The sequence below is a fragment of the Iodobacter sp. BJB302 genome (assembly GCF_002735645.1).
GTDB lineage: Bacteria > Pseudomonadota > Gammaproteobacteria > Burkholderiales > Chitinibacteraceae > Iodobacter.
The window spans coordinates 24,440-39,995 of the sequence record NZ_PDZG01000002.1 but is presented as its reverse complement, the minus strand read 5'-3'; the positions used below and the strand labels follow the sequence as shown (position 1 = coordinate 39,995).

General features: G+C 49.8%; 14 protein-coding genes. 3 read left to right on the top strand and 11 right to left on the bottom strand.

Annotation, left to right across the window (positions count from 1 at the left end; genetic code table 11):
* Window positions 1-32: 32 nt before the first annotated feature.
* The 11 genes from CSQ88_RS01025 to CSQ88_RS00970 form a co-directional block, all read right to left on the bottom strand.
* A complete protein-coding gene (locus CSQ88_RS01025) occupies window positions 33-1,238 on the bottom strand; it encodes an EAL domain-containing protein (protein WP_099396271.1) in 1,206 nt (401 codons plus the stop codon).
* Window positions 1,239-1,246: 8 nt separating this feature from the next.
* Entirely contained in the window at window positions 1,247-2,329 is a 1,083-nt protein-coding gene (locus tag CSQ88_RS01020) for a chemotaxis response regulator protein-glutamate methylesterase (RefSeq protein ID WP_099396270.1), read from the bottom strand.
* A gap of 1 nt (window position 2,330) precedes the next feature.
* Window positions 2,331-3,203: a protein-glutamate O-methyltransferase CheR gene (locus CSQ88_RS01015; RefSeq protein WP_099396269.1), complete on the bottom strand. Its 873-nt coding sequence runs from the start codon at window positions 3,201-3,203 to the stop codon at window positions 2,331-2,333.
* Window positions 3,203-3,742: a chemotaxis protein CheW gene (locus CSQ88_RS01010; protein WP_099396268.1), complete on the bottom strand. Its 540-nt coding sequence runs from the start codon at window positions 3,740-3,742 to the stop codon at window positions 3,203-3,205. The genes CSQ88_RS01015 and CSQ88_RS01010 overlap by 1 nt, the downstream gene beginning before the upstream one ends.
* Window positions 3,743-3,753: 11 nt before the next feature.
* Complete coding sequence (locus tag CSQ88_RS01005) at window positions 3,754-5,400, bottom strand: methyl-accepting chemotaxis protein (protein ID WP_099396267.1); 1,647 nt, start codon at window positions 5,398-5,400, stop codon at window positions 3,754-3,756.
* Window positions 5,401-5,537: 137 nt separating this feature from the next.
* Window positions 5,538-5,849, bottom strand: coding sequence for an MCP four helix bundle domain-containing protein (locus CSQ88_RS01000; protein ID WP_099396266.1), 312 nt, complete (start codon window positions 5,847-5,849; stop codon window positions 5,538-5,540).
* 22 nt (window positions 5,850-5,871) lie between these two features.
* Window positions 5,872-8,055, bottom strand: a complete 2,184-nt coding sequence (locus tag CSQ88_RS00995) for a chemotaxis protein CheA (protein ID WP_099396265.1) — start codon at window positions 8,053-8,055, stop codon at window positions 5,872-5,874.
* Between the two features lies 1 nt (window position 8,056).
* The gene (locus tag CSQ88_RS00990) at window positions 8,057-8,359 is read right to left on the bottom strand and encodes an STAS domain-containing protein (RefSeq protein ID WP_099396264.1); all 303 of its coding nucleotides are present in this window, start codon (window positions 8,357-8,359) and stop codon (window positions 8,057-8,059) included.
* An 11-nt stretch (window positions 8,360-8,370) separates the two neighbouring features.
* The gene (locus tag CSQ88_RS00985; RefSeq protein WP_099396263.1) at window positions 8,371-8,742 is read right to left on the bottom strand and encodes a response regulator; all 372 of its coding nucleotides are present in this window, start codon (window positions 8,740-8,742) and stop codon (window positions 8,371-8,373) included.
* A gap of 225 nt (window positions 8,743-8,967) precedes the next feature.
* On the bottom strand, window positions 8,968-10,116 hold the full coding sequence (locus CSQ88_RS00980; protein WP_099396262.1) for a methyl-accepting chemotaxis protein: 1,149 nt from the start codon (window positions 10,114-10,116) through the stop codon (window positions 8,968-8,970).
* Between the two features lie 578 nt (window positions 10,117-10,694).
* Window positions 10,695-11,360, bottom strand: coding sequence for an HAD family phosphatase (locus CSQ88_RS00970; RefSeq protein ID WP_099396260.1), 666 nt, complete (start codon window positions 11,358-11,360; stop codon window positions 10,695-10,697).
* A gap of 123 nt (window positions 11,361-11,483) precedes the next feature.
* Between CSQ88_RS00970 and CSQ88_RS00965 the strand changes: the two genes are divergently transcribed.
* From CSQ88_RS00965 to CSQ88_RS00955, 3 genes are all read left to right on the top strand, one after another.
* On the top strand, window positions 11,484-11,876 hold the full coding sequence (locus CSQ88_RS00965; protein WP_099396259.1) for a YchJ family protein: 393 nt from the start codon (window positions 11,484-11,486) through the stop codon (window positions 11,874-11,876).
* 252 nt (window positions 11,877-12,128) lie between these two features.
* Window positions 12,129-12,776, top strand: coding sequence for a TetR/AcrR family transcriptional regulator (locus CSQ88_RS00960; protein ID WP_099396258.1), 648 nt, complete (start codon window positions 12,129-12,131; stop codon window positions 12,774-12,776).
* A gap of 12 nt (window positions 12,777-12,788) precedes the next feature.
* Complete coding sequence (locus CSQ88_RS00955; RefSeq protein ID WP_099396257.1) at window positions 12,789-15,338, top strand: acyl-CoA dehydrogenase; 2,550 nt, start codon at window positions 12,789-12,791, stop codon at window positions 15,336-15,338.
* Window positions 15,339-15,556 lie beyond the last annotated feature (218 nt).

Genomic DNA, 15,556 nt, shown 5'->3' with positions numbered 1-15,556 from the left:
TCTGATATGAGCGGCTAATTGGTGCAGATAAATTACGATTCAGCCTGCCAGTTTGCAATCCACTCTAATACGTTTTCTTCCGGTATGGGCCTGCTGATAAAATAGCCCTGAGCAATATCGCAGCCCAAGGCGGAAAGTTGATCCCAGTCATCTGCTGTTTCCACACCTTCGGCCACGGTTTTAAGATTCAGCCGCTGGCTCATGGAAATGGCCGACGTTAAAATGGCAAGTTTCTTTGTGCTGTTAAATGCATCGTGCACAAATTCTTTATCAATTTTTATTTCGGTAAACGGGCAGCGGGATAATTGCTTCATTGAAGAATAGCCGGTGCCGTAATCATCCATAGCCACGCCAAATCCTTTGAGCCTCATCCTGGCTAAAGCGCCCAGAAATGTGGCCAGATTAGACATTAATGTGGTTTCGGTGACTTCTACCACAATATATTTACTATCAATTCCTTTTGATTCCACAATGGCCTGCATTTTATCGACCAGCCCGGCACTATCGAGCAGGGGCACGGGCAGGTTAACCGAGCAATGAATCTCTGCTGATATTGTTTGCATGGCTTTTAACATATCGCAGGCAGAGCTTAATAAGGCATAAAAGAAACGCAGTGCTAATTCGCCTTGCTCGATATGATGAATAAATGCAATGGGTGGTAAAACGCCGTGCGCCGGATGCAGCCAGCGTGCCAGAGCCTCAAAACCCACCAGTTTTTTATTGACAATAGTGACTTTGGGTTGAAAATAAAGCCGCAGCTCGTTGGCCTCCATGGCGCAAGCTACATCTTCAACGCTGAATTCAAGCTGAGGCCAGGGCGAGCCCACAATATGTAAATCCGGGTCAGAGTTTTGCAGCAGGGCGCAAATGGCTTCCAGGGTAAGCGGCTTGGGTATAACGGCGAGCAGCTCTAAGCTGGATGCATCTGCAATACCCTGAACGGTATCGAGCACATCGCGCGGCACGCTGCTCATCACAGAAATAAAATACTGCTTGGGTGTTTTGGCAAGGCAGCCCAGTAACTCAATGCCATCCATGCCGGGCATGCTGAGATCGGTCAGGATTAAATCGACCTGCTCCAGTGTTTGTAATATATGGAGTGCCTCGTTGCCATCTGCGGCCTCATGAACACCGGCAAAGCCAATCTCCTTAAGATATTCAACAGCAACAAAACGATGGCTGGGCGAATCATCCACAACCAGTGCGATACGCCCGCGCCATTTTTCTAAATGAGACATGATGACTTCTATCCTCGTAATGACGCGAGTGTCTGGGTGATGTGTGTAAGCGAAATAACTTCACTGACACCGCCATGGGCAATCGCTTCTTTGGGCATGCCAAACACAACGCAGCTTTCTTCATCCTGGGCCAGGGTGCGTGCGCCTGCATCGTACATTTCACGCATTCCTCTGGCCCCGTCATCACCCATGCCGGTCATGATCACGCCCAGGGCATTGCTGCCGGCACTGACGGCCACAGAGCGGAACAACACATCAACAGAGGGGCGGTGGCGTGAGACCAGCGGGCCGTCTTTTACCTCGGCGATATACTGCGCGCCGCTGCGTTTTACCAGCAAATGCCTGCCGCCAGGGGCGATTAAAACCACGCCGGGCAGCAGCCGGTCGCCTGTTTTGGCCTCAAGTACTTCTACTTTGGATAAGCGGTTTAAGCGTTCGGCAAAAGAAGTGGTGAATTTTTCAGGCATATGCTGCACCACCACAACGGCCGGGCAATGCGTTGGAAGCTTAGGGAGGATAAATTCGAGTGCCTGTGTGCCGCCGGTTGATGTGCCAATGGCGATCAGCTTATCGGTAGTGCGGAACATCGCCTTGCCGGAAGGGGCTTCCAGTATGGCATCGGCGGTCAGCTTAGGGCCGGGGGTAAAGGGGGTAGTGGCCCCATTGGCCGCTTTTGATCTGACTGCGCCCATCCGGGCCATGGCCGCTGCCCGTACTTCCTGGATCAGATCATTGCCCGATCCTTCCAAGAAGGCTTTTAAATTAAGGGTGGGTTTGGTCACGATAGAAACCGCCCCCGCCGACATGGCGTCTAGGGTGATATTAGCTCCTTTGTCGGTAAGCGATGAGCAGATCACAATAGGGGTAGGGCGCTCTGCCATGATTTGGCGTAAAAAGGTCAGCCCGTCCATGCGGGGCATTTCAATATCGAGCACAATCACATCCGGCCACTTTATTTTCATTCGCTGCATGGCAAATATGGGGTCGGGTACGGCTGCCGTTACATTGATATCGCGGGCAGAGCTCAGTACCTGAGTCAGGATCTCCCGGACTACGGCGGAATCATCGACAATCAGCACATTAATGGCCATGTCATTGCCCGTTTTTAGCGTGGTCCAGATTTAATCGATAGCGCGAAGGCACTTCCATTATCAGTGGTAATTCTTTATTGCGTATCGATTCGGCATGGCTAATTAATAAATGCCCGCCATCGGCAATTTTATTGCATAAGCCACTCAGCACTGTTTGCTTGGTATCTTCATTAAAATAAATAAGAACATTTCTTAAAAAAATAATATCGAAATCGTGCTGATTAAAACTCTGACTTTGTAATAAATTTAAATTAAAGAAATGCACGCGTTTGATCAGCTCGGGAACAATCCGTATTTTTCCTGCATATTGATCCTGGCCGCGCAGAAAGTATTTTTGCCATAAATGGGGAGGTGTTTTTTTGACCCGTTCTAAGGGATAAATCGCCCTTTTTGCCAGCGCGGTAACGCGGGTATTGATGTCTGATGCATAAAGCACCCAATTACCATTTATGCCCAGTGTTTCGGCCAGAATAATGGCAATGGTGTAGGCTTCTTCTCCGGTAGAGCAGGCTGCAGACCAGATTTTAATAGGCTCTCTTTTTGTTTTTGCCAGGGCTGATACATGAAATTGCAGCCAGGAAAAATGCTCTGGTTCACGGTAAAAATAGGTTTCATTAGTAGACAGTAGATTAATGGCTTTTTGCCGCTCATCAATGCCGTCGGCTTGCTGCAACAGCCGCCAATAGCTGCTGAAATTATCCAGCCCTAATTCCCTTAAGCGTTTGGATAATCTGGATTGAATCAGCGCCCTTTTGCTGGGGGGCATATCGATACCTGCTTCGGTATAAATAAAACGCCTGAACTGCTCGAACTCGCTATGGCTAAGCAGCGGGCCTGTTTCCAGCAAAGGGTTGGATGATTCCCCACTTTGCATTAGCCGATCTCCGCATCATCAGCAAAATGAAGCAGGGCAACCGATTCGGCCATGGCACTCAGCTCGGCTACGGATAAGGCGCGCTGTACATTCAGCAATATGGCAAAGCGCTCTTTGATGGTGGCAATGCCCTGAATAAAGTCGCCGCTGATGCTGGTGCCAAAGTTTGGGGATGGGTCGATGTCTTCCATTGGGATTTCCAGTACCTCACACACTGCATCAAGCAGGATGCCCACATCGCTGTAGCCGCTTTCGATGCCGGGCAGGGATAAAATAGCCACGCAGGTTGTAGGTTTTAGCTGTGTTTGCGCCCTGCCAAAGCGGATTGATAAATCAATCACCGGCACCACCGAGCCACGCAGATTAATAATGCCGCGTACAAAATTGGGCATCATGGGTACCTGGGTAATGCCTTCAAATTCGATAATTTCACGAATAGAGTTGATTTGTATGCCAAAAAGGTCTTCCCCAAGGATAAAAGTAACGCAATGAAACTTGTTATCCAGTTTGGCTGCGGATGGATCAAGACGCTCTTTCATGGTCTTGCTCCTTAAAATTTACTGAATTTATCGTCATCGACTTCATCTTCAAAGTCTTCATCGTAAAATGGAGCGGGGGCCTGAAGCGGGGCTTTGCGTGAGGTCGCCGTGGTGCGGTGCAGCGTTGGTTTACGGCTATTTCTGCTGCCGCGCAAATTAAATTGCTGCATCAGCGCCTGCAGCTGCATGGCGGTTGAGCTGAGCTCTTCTGAGGTAGAGCTCAGCTCTTCTGCCGATGCGGCTGAGGATTGCATCCCGCCATTGATCTGGGAAACAGCGCCGTTGATTTGCTCGATACCCGTACGCTGCTCGCGGGATGCGGCAGAAATCTCCTGCACCAGCGTGGCGGTCTGATCAATGCCGGGCAGCATTTCATGTAATAAAATGCCCGCCCGCTCGGCCACGCCGACGGATCGGCCAGCCAGATCGCCAATTTCTTTGGCTGCCACCTGCGAGCGTTCGGCCAGCTTGCGTACTTCTACGGCTACCGTTGCAAAGCCTTTGCCATGCTCGCCCGCACGGGCCGCTTCAATGGCGGCGTTAATCGCCAGCAGGTCGGTTTTATTGGCGATGTCATTGATTACTGTGATGCGTGAGGCGATTTCTTTCATGGCGTGCACCATATCGCCTACGGCTTTGCCGCCTTCGGTGGCGCTGCCTGCCGATTTAGATGCAATGCCCTCGGTGACCCGCGCATTGTCTGCATTCTGGCTGATGGTGGATGCCATTTCTTCAACAGAAGCGCTGGTTTGCTCTACGCTGGCCGCCAGCTCTGAAGAGGTCTGTGATAATGAATTGGCTGTGGCTGAAACTTGCTCAGATGCGCCGCTGATGGCGCTGGCCATGGAGCCCACTTCGGTGAGCGTATCTGATAAGCGATGCGCCATGCCTTTGATCGAGGCCAAAAGGCTGGAGTCGTCGTTTTCTCGCAGTCGGATAGGGGCGGCTAAATTGCCATCTGCGACACGAGCGACCACTTCCATTGCGTAGGATGGGTCGCCGCCAAGTTGCCGCAAAATGCTGCGGGTAATTAAGGTGGCGAGCAAGATGGTAATAGCTAGCGCTATTCCACCTGACAGCAGCATCAAACTACGTGTACTTGCGGCGTTGGCTTTTGATTCCTCACCCAGTGCCAGCATCCTTTCTTGTTGGATAGCACCAAATTCATTTAATGCTTCTGTGTAGGCGGTATTGCTAGGAGCCAATTCTTTGAGTAAAAAATCAATGGCAGGTTTGCGATCTTTTTGCGTCGCCAAGCCATAAAAGGTAGTGTACTTATCGTTCAATGTATTTCTAAAAGTCATTGTTTTATTGTATCCATCCCTCCCTTTTGTGGTGTTGATGGTTTTGTCTAACTGATCAAGCAAAGCTTTGTTTTCGGCTCGGCGTTTTTCAATATCAGCTTTGTGTTTTTCTTGCTGATCAGGCTCGACCAAAACCATATTTCTAATTGAGCGGCCATTATTGAGTGTATTGATAATGATTTGATTAGACACATCAACTTTAGGGTATCGATCACCCACAATCTCTTGTGTTTGCTCGCTAATCAGTGTCAGGCTGCTGATGCCTGTCCAGAGAATGCCCGCCATGAATAGTAAAATAAGGCCATAGCCGATAGCCAGCTTGACGTGGATGCGAATATTGTGGAACCAGTTCATTTTGATTTCCTCTTTGCAGATGCTGACTAGTAGTGTTTGAGGTTAGTGGTTTTCCTTGCTTAATGCTGTTGAGCCCCAATTAACGTGGACGAGTGGATAGGTTTGATTGAATTAGCGCCCGTTTACTGAGTGGTATATCAATGCCCGCTTCGGTAAAAATAAAAGAAGGAAACTGCTCGATCCATCTTTTTTTCGGTAGCGTCCATCGTGGGACGTTCGGTTTCCGCAATGTAGCGAAGTAGATCGCGGTTATGGTAGATGGCCTGCATATTGGCATTGGCGAGGTCTTTAATGGGCGTGAGCTGATTGGCATGCATATTGCCCACTAGATCATTGGTTTTGCTGGTTGATGAGTAGCCGAGCAAGGCCACTAGAAACAACATCAGCAACACAATCAAAAAGGAAAGAATAAGTTTGCTGCGTACTTGCCAACTATGAAACCAGTTCATGATGATTTCCAAATGTGATTAATTAGGCGTTAGGGTGCTGTTTTTCTTTGGCGATGGCTTCGGTGTGTTGACGAATCAGCCTTCGTTCGCGTCGCCAAGCGTGTTGTATAAGTTGCGGAATATCGAGCACCAGCGCGGGCTTGCCATTGCCCAAGATGGTGGAGCCACTGATGCCACGTAGCGATTTAAAAATATCCCCTAAAGGCTTAATCACGGCTTGTAATTCGCCGATCAGGCGGTCTACCACGATGCCCGCACGGTTTTCGCCGTAATGAACAATAACGATGAATTCCGGCTGCGTTTTGATGGGCAAGTCAAATAGCTCGCGTAGCGAAATAAACGGCAGCCAATCGCCGCGCAAATTCACTTGGCGGGTATTGTGGTTCATGGTTTCTGGTGGCATGTCGACGCATTCGATCATCATATCCAGCGGCATAACGAGGGCAGAATCGCCCACCTCAACATGAAAGCCATCAATAATCGCGAGGGTGAGCGGCAGCCGCAGCCGAAAGGTGGAGCCTTCGCCGGGGCGGGAGTAAATCTCAATTTCGCCTCGCAAAGATTCAATATTGCGTTTCACCACATCCATGCCCACGCCGCGCCCAGAAATATCGCTGACGGTATCGGCGGTGGAAAACCCTGGCAGAAAAATAAGTTGCAGGGTTTCTTGATCGCTCAACTGCCGATCTTCATTGATTAGCCCGCGTTCAATGGCTTTAGCCAGCACTTTTTCACGGTTGATCCCCGCGCCATCGTCTTTGATCTCTACCACGACCGAGCCTGCATCGTGATAGGCGTTGAGCGTAACCGTGCCCACTTCGGGCTTGTTGGCGGCAAGGCGCTGCTCTGCGGATTCCAAACCATGATCTACGGCATTGCGAATAATGTGCATCAGCGGATCGGTCAGCTTTTCGACCATGGATTTATCCACTTCGGTTTCTGCGCCTTTAATCTCAAGATGAATGTTTTTGTTGAGCTGCTTGGAAACCTCTCGCACCATGCGCGGAAAGCGGCTAAAGATTTCATCGACTGGCACCATGCGTAAGGTGAGCGCGTCGTCGCGTATGCTTTCTACTAAGGCGTTGATAATCGCCACAGATTCAATCAGCTCGGCGTCGCCTCGGTGCTGGGCGATCAGCTTGGTGCCTGATGAGGCGATCACTAATTCGCCCACGCGATTAATCAGCCGGTCGAGCTTGGCGGTTTCAATGCGGATCGATTGGTTTTCGGCGCGAACTATTTTAGGCTTGCTGGCGTTGGCGTTGGCGGCTGCCGTGTCGGCGAAACTGGCGATATCGTTGGGGCTAGGGCTTGATTCTATGGCGGTGAATTGCCCGTTTTCGACTTGAATCGCCTCATCTCGCGTTAGGATATGGTGCCTACACCAGCGCTCTAGTTGCTCGGCTATCTCTTCATTACGTTGCTCGCAAAGCTGCTGGGCGAGGGTGCGAAAAGTAGCTAATGAGGAATGAGGCGGCAGAATGCCGATTAGGCTGTCATCAATCACAAAATCAAAGGTGCCACTGATTTTGTCGTAGCTGGCGTCCGATTCCATGCTGATTTCAAAGCCCATAAAACATTCGGTCGGATCGAATGTTCTAATAAGGGGCCAGTCGCGCCACACCATGTCGATATTTTTGATGCTGCATATGTCTTGCAAATAGCGCAAAAAAGACAGTGGATCAAAGCCATCTCGAAAGGTGTTTGGATGAAAGCGTAGCGATAAGTGCCAGAGCGATGTGGCGGCGAGGGGGGAGTAGTCGTCAATTGTATCTACAGCTGCGGCGGTATCTGGGGCTGCTGCTACGATTAATTGGGTGGTTTGATATTGCTCTAGGTTTGCTAGTAAGGGGATGCCTTCGGGTAAATCAACCAAGCTTTGTAGCTCGCTGGCTGCGCTGGTAAGGAGTAGCCGTCTGAGGTGATCGTTGCTGGCTAATAAAAGATTGACCAGCTCGTCGGTGAGGGTGAGTTGATCGCTGCGCAGCCGCTCCAGTACATTTTCGACCACATGGGCAAATTTAACCAAGGCTTCAAGGCCAAAGATGCCCGCCGATCCTTTGATTGTGTGAGCGGTACGAAAGATTAAGTTGTAGGTTTCTGTGCAGGGGGGATAGGTGTCTGGGTCGAGAAGGGCTGTTTCGAAGGCATCACAAAGCTCGTAAGCTTCTTCAAAGAAAATCAACCTTGCTTTGCTGAGATCCATTTTAGTGCCCCTTGTTTGGATGCACGGTGCTAATACCTAGGCACTGCATGGTGTGCTCAATGACCGGATTGTTGGCAATGAGGGAGATTCTTTTGCCTGCTCGCTGTGCTTCAATTTGTAAAATGGCCAGCATTTGTGCGCCACAGCCATCTAGCTCATGCAATTCGGATAGATCAAGCGTGATTTCTTTGTGGTTGAGTAAGTTGAGTAACTCATCCTGATATTCTTCAATGTTAAAAATAGTGAGCTCTCCTTGCAGGCGAGCCTCTGTATGGTCATCTTTTTGCTCCAGCAGCAGCGGCATGATTTTCTCGCTTAGGGTTGAACTAGTTTAGATACCGCATCGAGTAATTTGGCAGGATCAAAAGGTTTGATAATCCAAGCTTTTGCGCCTGCTTCTTTGCCTTGCTGCTTTTTGTCGTCAGAAGATTCGGTGGTGAGCATGATGACGGGGATATAACGCAGAGCCGCTTGCTCTTTTAGCTTTTTGAGAAAAGTGATGCCATCCATGCCCGGCATGTTTAGATCGGAAATGATGAGATTAAATCGCTGCCCACCTAGTTTTGTTAAACCTTCTGCCCCATCTTTTGCCTCGACAACGTCGTAGCCTGCGCCACCAAGGGCGATTGAAACGGTTGCTCGCATACTGGCCGAGTCATCGAGAATCAGAATCGTTTTTTTTGCCATGATGTAGGTTGCCGTGATTAATTTGGGTTAGAAAAATCTTTGTCTACTGCGTTCTGTAGTAATAAGGGCTGGGTGGTGTTTGTTTGTTAGTAAGTAATTGCTTTAGTTAGATATAGCACGCTTCCTGCTGGTGTCAATTAATATTAATGTGGGGTCAGAATACGAGGGGCAGGCTGGCGCAAGCTGTGCTAGGCGGCTTATCTCATTTGTAAATTATGGGCGGGCTTAAAAAAACTCAGTATCGCCCGCAGCAGCGCTGCTGTGCTTGATTGTGCCGCCGTGAAGGGCTGCTTGTTCTTTGGTGGAATAGCTACTACTTAGCCGATTGAGCCAATCTTGAGAGGATACTGTGGGGGCTGAGTCATCGCTTGGCGTTTGCAATAGGTCGCTTAAGTGCTCTTCCATGCGGCTGAGATCTTGCTCAACGTGTGACATGATCTGACAAACCCTATCTTGAAACTGTAATTCAACTAAGGTTTGGAACAGCTCTTGTTCAACTTTATTGCCATGAGCTTGCAAATTGGCATTGATCTTCGCCATTTGTTGTGTGGTGCTGGTGAAATCATTGAGCGAGGCATTCAGTAAGGCTAATGCGGCGGCTGTTTTTTCTGTTTCGGTGGCGCTTACGGAGGCGGCTTTTTTGCCCGCGTCTCGCAATGCGTGGTCGATGGCGGCTACTTTTACCGACATTTGCTTGCCTGTATCTGCCGAGAGTGTAGAAAGTTTGCGCACTTCATCGGCTACAACGGCAAAGCCTCTGCCTGCCTCACCTGCGCGGGCGGCTTCAATGGCGGCATTAAGCGCCAGTAAATTGGTTTGATTGGCAATCTCTGCCACGCCCTTGGCCATTGAATCTAGCTCGTTGGAGAAGCTGGCTAGGCTGGTGACTTGATCGATTAGCTCTCTGCGGTGTATGCCTGTTTGAGCCAAGATGTCGGCAAGGCTGGTGGTGCGTTCCTTTACGCTATCAATCAGATGGCTAAGTAGCGGTTGTTTGTTGTTATCTGACCCCGATTCTCCGCGTGAATCTCTAATGGTGGCTTGCAGGTCCACAGCCATATCACGCAAGGTGATGCCGAGTTGATTGCCCGCTACTTCGGATTGTTTACGTGCAAGTTCGATATTGCCCCGCCAAATGGGTAGTACCGCTGTAAGGAGGGGGGGGAGTGTGGAATACGATGATGGCGAGTCGTGCAGGCTGGGTGGTGTTTCAATTGTTTTAGTGGCTTGTGCGTAAGCTAAACGCATCAATAAAATACCAAGCGGTAAATAAAGCGCCGCGAGCCAAGGTAGATTGAATAAGCCTGCACATGCAATGGCTAGCGTGGCACAGATCAGATTCACCCAGTGCCATAAATATCCCTGTGAAAGCATGATGAAATGCCTTTAGTAAGTGTCTGTCTTGAAAATGAAGTATAGCTGGGGATATAGGGAATACAAAAAACGAGGGGCTTACTTGGGGATGGCTGGAAGGAGGGGGGGCTAAAGCGATAGGCGCTAAGCCGGTGCTATGGATGATCTTTGTGTGAGGCGGGTGAACCCCGCCGGACTTTGGCATGAAACACCGCGCAATTGGCGGGTTCTACTCCAGGTGCGCTAAGCAAAATACAAAAAGATCTTTTTAGTGCCTGCGGCACGTTGGTTTTGGTGCGGGAGTCCCCCGCGTGGGCCTTACTTTCTTGCTTCGCCAAGAAAGTAAGCAAAGAAGGCGACCCCACGAAACACGAAGGCCCCTACGCTGCGAACAATCGAGTCGGCGGCGGGCGGGATTAGCTCGCTGCCTCGCTCCCTGGCCGAAACCCCGCCCCGCTTGTTCCTCACTCCGGCGTGTTTCAAGGGGAAATTTAAGCCCCGTGTCGAGAGCGTCGTCATCCTCTTTTTTCTTTGTGTGCCACTAAGAACCAAATTGCTTGGTGCACATGGGGCGAAGCTCGCCGCTTTACCCTGAAGACCTAAACCGCTTGCGTGAGTAAATCTCTGGCTTCTAGTAAGGATCCTAGAATCGGGATGTTTAGCGCTAAAGAGTGGCGCGATGGTGGGCGCAGGTCGGGGATCATAATGATTTTGCAGCCTGCTTGATGTGCCGCTTGCACGCCAAAATCAGAATCCTCTAGCACGACGCAAGATTCGGGTGGCAGATTAAAAGTTGCAGCCGCTTTTTGATAGATTTCGGGGGCGGGCTTGGGGTGCGTGACTTCATCGCCGCAAATCGCAAACGCAAAGCGTGACCAAATCCCAGCGGCACGCAAGTGGTGCTCGGCAACGCTGCGGCGGGTAGAGGTGCAAACGGCCTTGGGAATATGGTGGGCTTCTAGCCAATCGAGTATGTCGATAAGGCCAGGGCGATGCGCGATGGGGTTTTGAGTGCGCTCCGTATACAGGGTGTTGCAAGCCGCACGTAATTCTGCGATGGGGGCGTGGCTGCCTAAGTGCTCTTTCAGATAGACATCTGTTTTGCCGGAGTACATGCCGATCATGCCAATAATTAAGGCGCGCGGCATATCCACACCCAGTGAGTCGGCAGCAGCAGCCCAGCATTCAATGCCAATGCTTTCTGTGTCTAGCATCAGTCCGTCCATATCAAACAAGGCCGCCTGAGGTTGGGATGTGAGATACATATGCTAGCCCTTTGCAGAAAAGGGCTCTATTTTACGCCACAGAGTAAGTTGCGGGGCTGTGTATTATTACGGCGACATTTGAAAACTAGTATGATGCGCCAGTTGCGTTTGTAAGCGTTTTAAATGGGAGTTGTAACGGTGAAAGAAATAAATTGCCCCTGTGAGAGTGGTCAGGCCTATGGCAAGTGTTGTGGCCCTTTGCATCAAGGCGCCGCCGCAGGGACGGCCGAGCAATTAATGCGCTCACGCTATAGCGCGTTTGTTTTTGAGTTGCACGATTACATATTAAAGACGTGGCACGCATCCACTCGTCCAGCAACGCTTGCCGATGAAGAGCCGGTGCGATGGCTAGGGCTAAAAATTAAAGATACGCAAACGGCTACGCCACACGCTGAGGTTGAGTTTATTGCGCGTTATAAAGTTGCCGGTAAAGCGTGGAGGTTGCATGAAAGAAGCCGCTTTGTTTTTGAAAACAATTGTTGGTATTACGTCGATGGCGATATTTTAGATAGCTAAGTGTTGATGCAAAAACGGCCCAGCGTCGTTCTGCCTTATCGTCGTATTACATATATTGCCTTTGTCGGCATGCCTAGCTAGAAAACTTTTTCATTGGCACTAAAGCAAGCAATCTGTTGCATTGATGAGCGGAAGGCCTAGGGGTTTTCCGCTATTTTTACGTCTTGGCTTGACACGGACGTTAACTTCTTATAATTTCAAACGGTCGTTTGAAATTGTTCTAAATCAACTACACCCAGCAGGAGTCGTACCGTGGTCGAATCGGTTAAGGCGCAAGACACAGCAAACCGCATTTTGGATGCAGCTGAGCCTCTTTTTGTAGAACACGGCTTTGATGCCACGTCCATGCGCATGATTACGCAATCGGCCCGAGTCAATATTGCGGCGGTTAATTACTACTACCATTCTAAAGATGGCCTATTTCGTGCTGTATTTGAACGCCGCGCTGAACCATTTGCCCGATTGCTTTTGGGCAAACTTGAGGAATTAGAAAAAAGCGTTGCAAAGCCAACTGCAGATCAAGTTGCAGAAGCCTTTGTAATGGCGTCTTTAGAAATGGGAAGAAATCCAGAATATGGTGGTTTATTGTTTGTTCGCTTAGTGGCTCGTACCTTTGTTGAGCCACATCCGGAATTAAAAGCGACGATGCCGCAACGCTATGGTGAATTAACTCGGCGATATTTAGCGGCATTAGGGCGAGCTTTACCACATTTGTCTGAATTAGAAGTGCAATGGCGTTTCCATTTTTTATCCAGTGCTATGTTTAATGCATTCGCTGGTAATAATGTTTTACGTTTATTTACCGAAAGCTCACTCGTCAATGCCCGCGATCCTGCATTGGTGGTTCGAATGTTAATGCCTTTTATCAGTGCTGGCTTGAATGCGCCAGCTTCCCAATAATTGGAGACGGTCATGACTAACGTATTGCTGCATATATTACCTATTTTTGGCGTGTTTTTGCTGCTCGCCTATTGGCGTGCTCCCCTTTGGCTTAGCTCCTTGCTGCTTTTAGCAGCAACGGCAGTTGGGGTTAAAACCTCCGCGATGCCTGTCGGTATTTTGATTGGGGTTGCTGTGGTGCTGGCGCTGATTAATATCAAGCCGATACGCCGCGCAATTTTAACCGGCCCAATTTTTGGCGTGTTCCGCAAGATCACTCCTGCCATGTCGCAAACCGAGCAAGAAGCGGTGGATGCGGGAACGGTATGGTGGGATCGCGATTTGTTCTCGGGTAAGCCTGATTTTGATCGCCTACATGCCATCCCGCAAGCCACGCTCACGCCGGAAGAGCAAGCCTTCCTTGATGGCCCAACCGAGCAGCTTTGCGCGATGTTAGATGATTGGAAAATCTCTACCCAGCACAAAGATTTGCCTGCCGAGGCTTGGCAGTTTATTAAGGACCAAGGCTTCTTGGGCATGATCATCAAGAAGAAATATGGCGGTAAAGAATTCAGCAATACCGCGCACGCTCGCGTTGTAACCAAGATTGCTACGCGCTCTGGTTCGGCGGCTGTTTCGGTCATGGTGCCTAACTCACTCGGACCCGGCGAGCTGTTGCAGCACTATGGTACGGAAGAGCAAAAGAATTACTACCTGCCACGCTTGGCTAAAGGGATCGATATTCCTTGCTTTGCGCTAACCAGCCCAGATGCCGGTTCTGACGCAGGTGGTATTCCTGACTTTGGTAACGTTTGCCGTGGTAGTTACACCGATCCACGGACCGGTGTGCATCACGAAAATGTTTTGGGTGTGCGCCTGACTTGGGAAAAGCGTTATATCACGCTAGGCCCTATCGCTACCGTTCTCGGTATGGCGTTCAAGCTTTACGATCCTGAGCATTTACTCAGTGACAAAGAAGATATTGGTATCACTTGTGCGCTGATTCCTACTGCTCACGAAGGCGTACATATTGGTCGCCGCCATTATCCTGGTACGGCTGTGTTCCAGAACGGCCCGAACTGGGGTAAGGACGTGTTTATTCCGCTGGATTGGGTGATTGGCGGTAAGGAATACGTGGGCCAAGGCTGGCGCATGCTGGTTGAATGTTTGTCGGTAGGTCGTTGTATTTCTCTGCCAGCGATGTCGGTCGCATCAGGCATGGTGTCGTCTTACACCACCGGTGCTTACTCTCGCATTCGTAATCAGTTTGGTTTATCGATTGGCCGCTTTGAAGGTGTGGATGAAGCACTGGGCCGTATCGGTGGGATGACTTACCAAATGGATGCTGCACAGCGCTTGGCTTTATCAGGGCTGGATATGGGCGAAAAGCCATCGGTCTTGTCGGGCATTCTGAAGTATCACAACACCGAGCGTATGCGTAAGGTGATTAACGATGCGATGGATGTACACGGTGGTAAAGCAGTATGTACCGGCCCGCGTAACTATCTGGCAGGTGCATATGGCGCGATTCCGGTGGCCATTACGGTTGAAGGTGCAAACATCTTAACCCGCAGCATGATTATCTTTGGTCAGGGCGCAATTCGTTGCCATCCGTTTGTTCTGACTGAATTACGCGCTGCAATGAATAAAGATTTGCCTGCGTTTGATACAGCGGTGATTGGCCATATTGGCTTTGCCGTATCCAATGCGGTGCGTGCTTTTGTAATGGGTCTGACCGGCGCTAAATTGGTTGGTTCGCCAAAATCCGGCGCAATGGCTCAGCGTTATCGCAATGTGGTTCGTTTCTCTTCTGCCTTTGCTTTCCTGGCAGATATGGGAATGGCTTCATTGGGCGGCAGCCTGAAGTTCCGTGAAAAACTATCGGCGCGTTTGGGTGATATGTTGTCAGGTCTTTATATTGCGACAGCTGCACTGAAAAAGTTTAACGACGACGGCGCTCCTAAAGAAGATTTGCCACTTGTGGCATGGGCAGTTGATTCGGCGCTTTACGATTGCCAGGTGGCGATGGATGGCTTTATGGCGAATCACCCAAGCCGTGCGCTGGCGTTCCTGATGCGTGCCCTGGTGTTCCCGCTTGGCCTGAGCTTAAAAGCAGCGACAGACAGTGATGGCACTAAGATTGCCCGTCTTCTGATGGAGCCATCGGTAGCGCGTGATCGTCTGACTCAATATATGTATCGCTCTAAAGATGAGAACGATCCTGTAGGCGTGCTGGAGCATGCATTAAAAGCAGTGATTGATACTGAAGCACTGGAAGGCAAATTGCGTAATGCACAGCGTAAAGGCAGCTTAAAGAGCATTACAGCTTCTGAGCGCCTTGTAGAAGCGCAGAGCACAGGGCTGATCTCAGCCGCTGAATTTGCTGCGGTAGAGCGGGCCCGCCGCTTACGTCGTGAAGTGATTATGGTGGATGATTTTGATTCAACCTTAAGCACTTCTGATGACAATGCTATTCATCGCGATATTTTGAATCAGCCTAAAGTCAGCGACAACACGGTTGTAGCTAAGGCCGCTGGTCAAGAAAGTGTAAAAATAGCAACAGAAACACGCCCAGTGTCATAAAAAGCAGGGGGATTTCATCCTTTGATGAAATCCCTAATGCGCCTAAACAGACGTTTGAATAAAAATAAGCTTGCGTTATATTTAAGACCTAATTAAAACGGCCCAAAAAGCAAAGGTATGAGTAAGGCGATCTTACCTTCTTTGAAAGTACCAACAGAGTACTTGGGGTTTGTTGCAGATTGACTGCATAGGACTAAACCACAGGCCACTGGCCACAG

Coding starts and splice junctions, on each gene's coding strand:
- CSQ88_RS00970 (WP_099396260.1), bottom strand. CDS start 11,360: ATGTATCTCACATCCCAACCTCAGGCGGCCTTGTTTGATATGGACGGA.
- CSQ88_RS00965 (WP_099396259.1), top strand. CDS start 11,484: ATGGGAGTTGTAACGGTGAAAGAAATAAATTGCCCCTGTGAGAGTGGT.
- CSQ88_RS00980 (WP_099396262.1), bottom strand. CDS start 10,116: ATGCTTTCACAGGGATATTTATGGCACTGGGTGAATCTGATCTGTGCC.
- CSQ88_RS00985 (WP_099396263.1), bottom strand. CDS start 8,742: ATGGCAAAAAAAACGATTCTGATTCTCGATGACTCGGCCAGTATGCGA.
- CSQ88_RS00955 (WP_099396257.1), top strand. CDS start 12,789: ATGACTAACGTATTGCTGCATATATTACCTATTTTTGGCGTGTTTTTG.
- CSQ88_RS01025 (WP_099396271.1), bottom strand. CDS start 1,238: ATGTCTCATTTAGAAAAATGGCGCGGGCGTATCGCACTGGTTGTGGAT.
- CSQ88_RS01020 (WP_099396270.1), bottom strand. CDS start 2,329: ATGGCCATTAATGTGCTGATTGTCGATGATTCCGCCGTAGTCCGGGAG.
- CSQ88_RS01015 (WP_099396269.1), bottom strand. CDS start 3,203: ATGCAAAGTGGGGAATCATCCAACCCTTTGCTGGAAACAGGCCCGCTG.
- CSQ88_RS01005 (WP_099396267.1), bottom strand. CDS start 5,400: ATGAACTGGTTCCACAATATTCGCATCCACGTCAAGCTGGCTATCGGC.
- CSQ88_RS01010 (WP_099396268.1), bottom strand. CDS start 3,742: ATGAAAGAGCGTCTTGATCCATCCGCAGCCAAACTGGATAACAAGTTT.
- CSQ88_RS01000 (WP_099396266.1), bottom strand. CDS start 5,849: ATGAACTGGTTTCATAGTTGGCAAGTACGCAGCAAACTTATTCTTTCC.
- CSQ88_RS00990 (WP_099396264.1), bottom strand. CDS start 8,359: ATGCCGCTGCTGCTGGAGCAAAAAGATGACCATACAGAGGCTCGCCTG.
- CSQ88_RS00995 (WP_099396265.1), bottom strand. CDS start 8,055: ATGGATCTCAGCAAAGCAAGGTTGATTTTCTTTGAAGAAGCTTACGAG.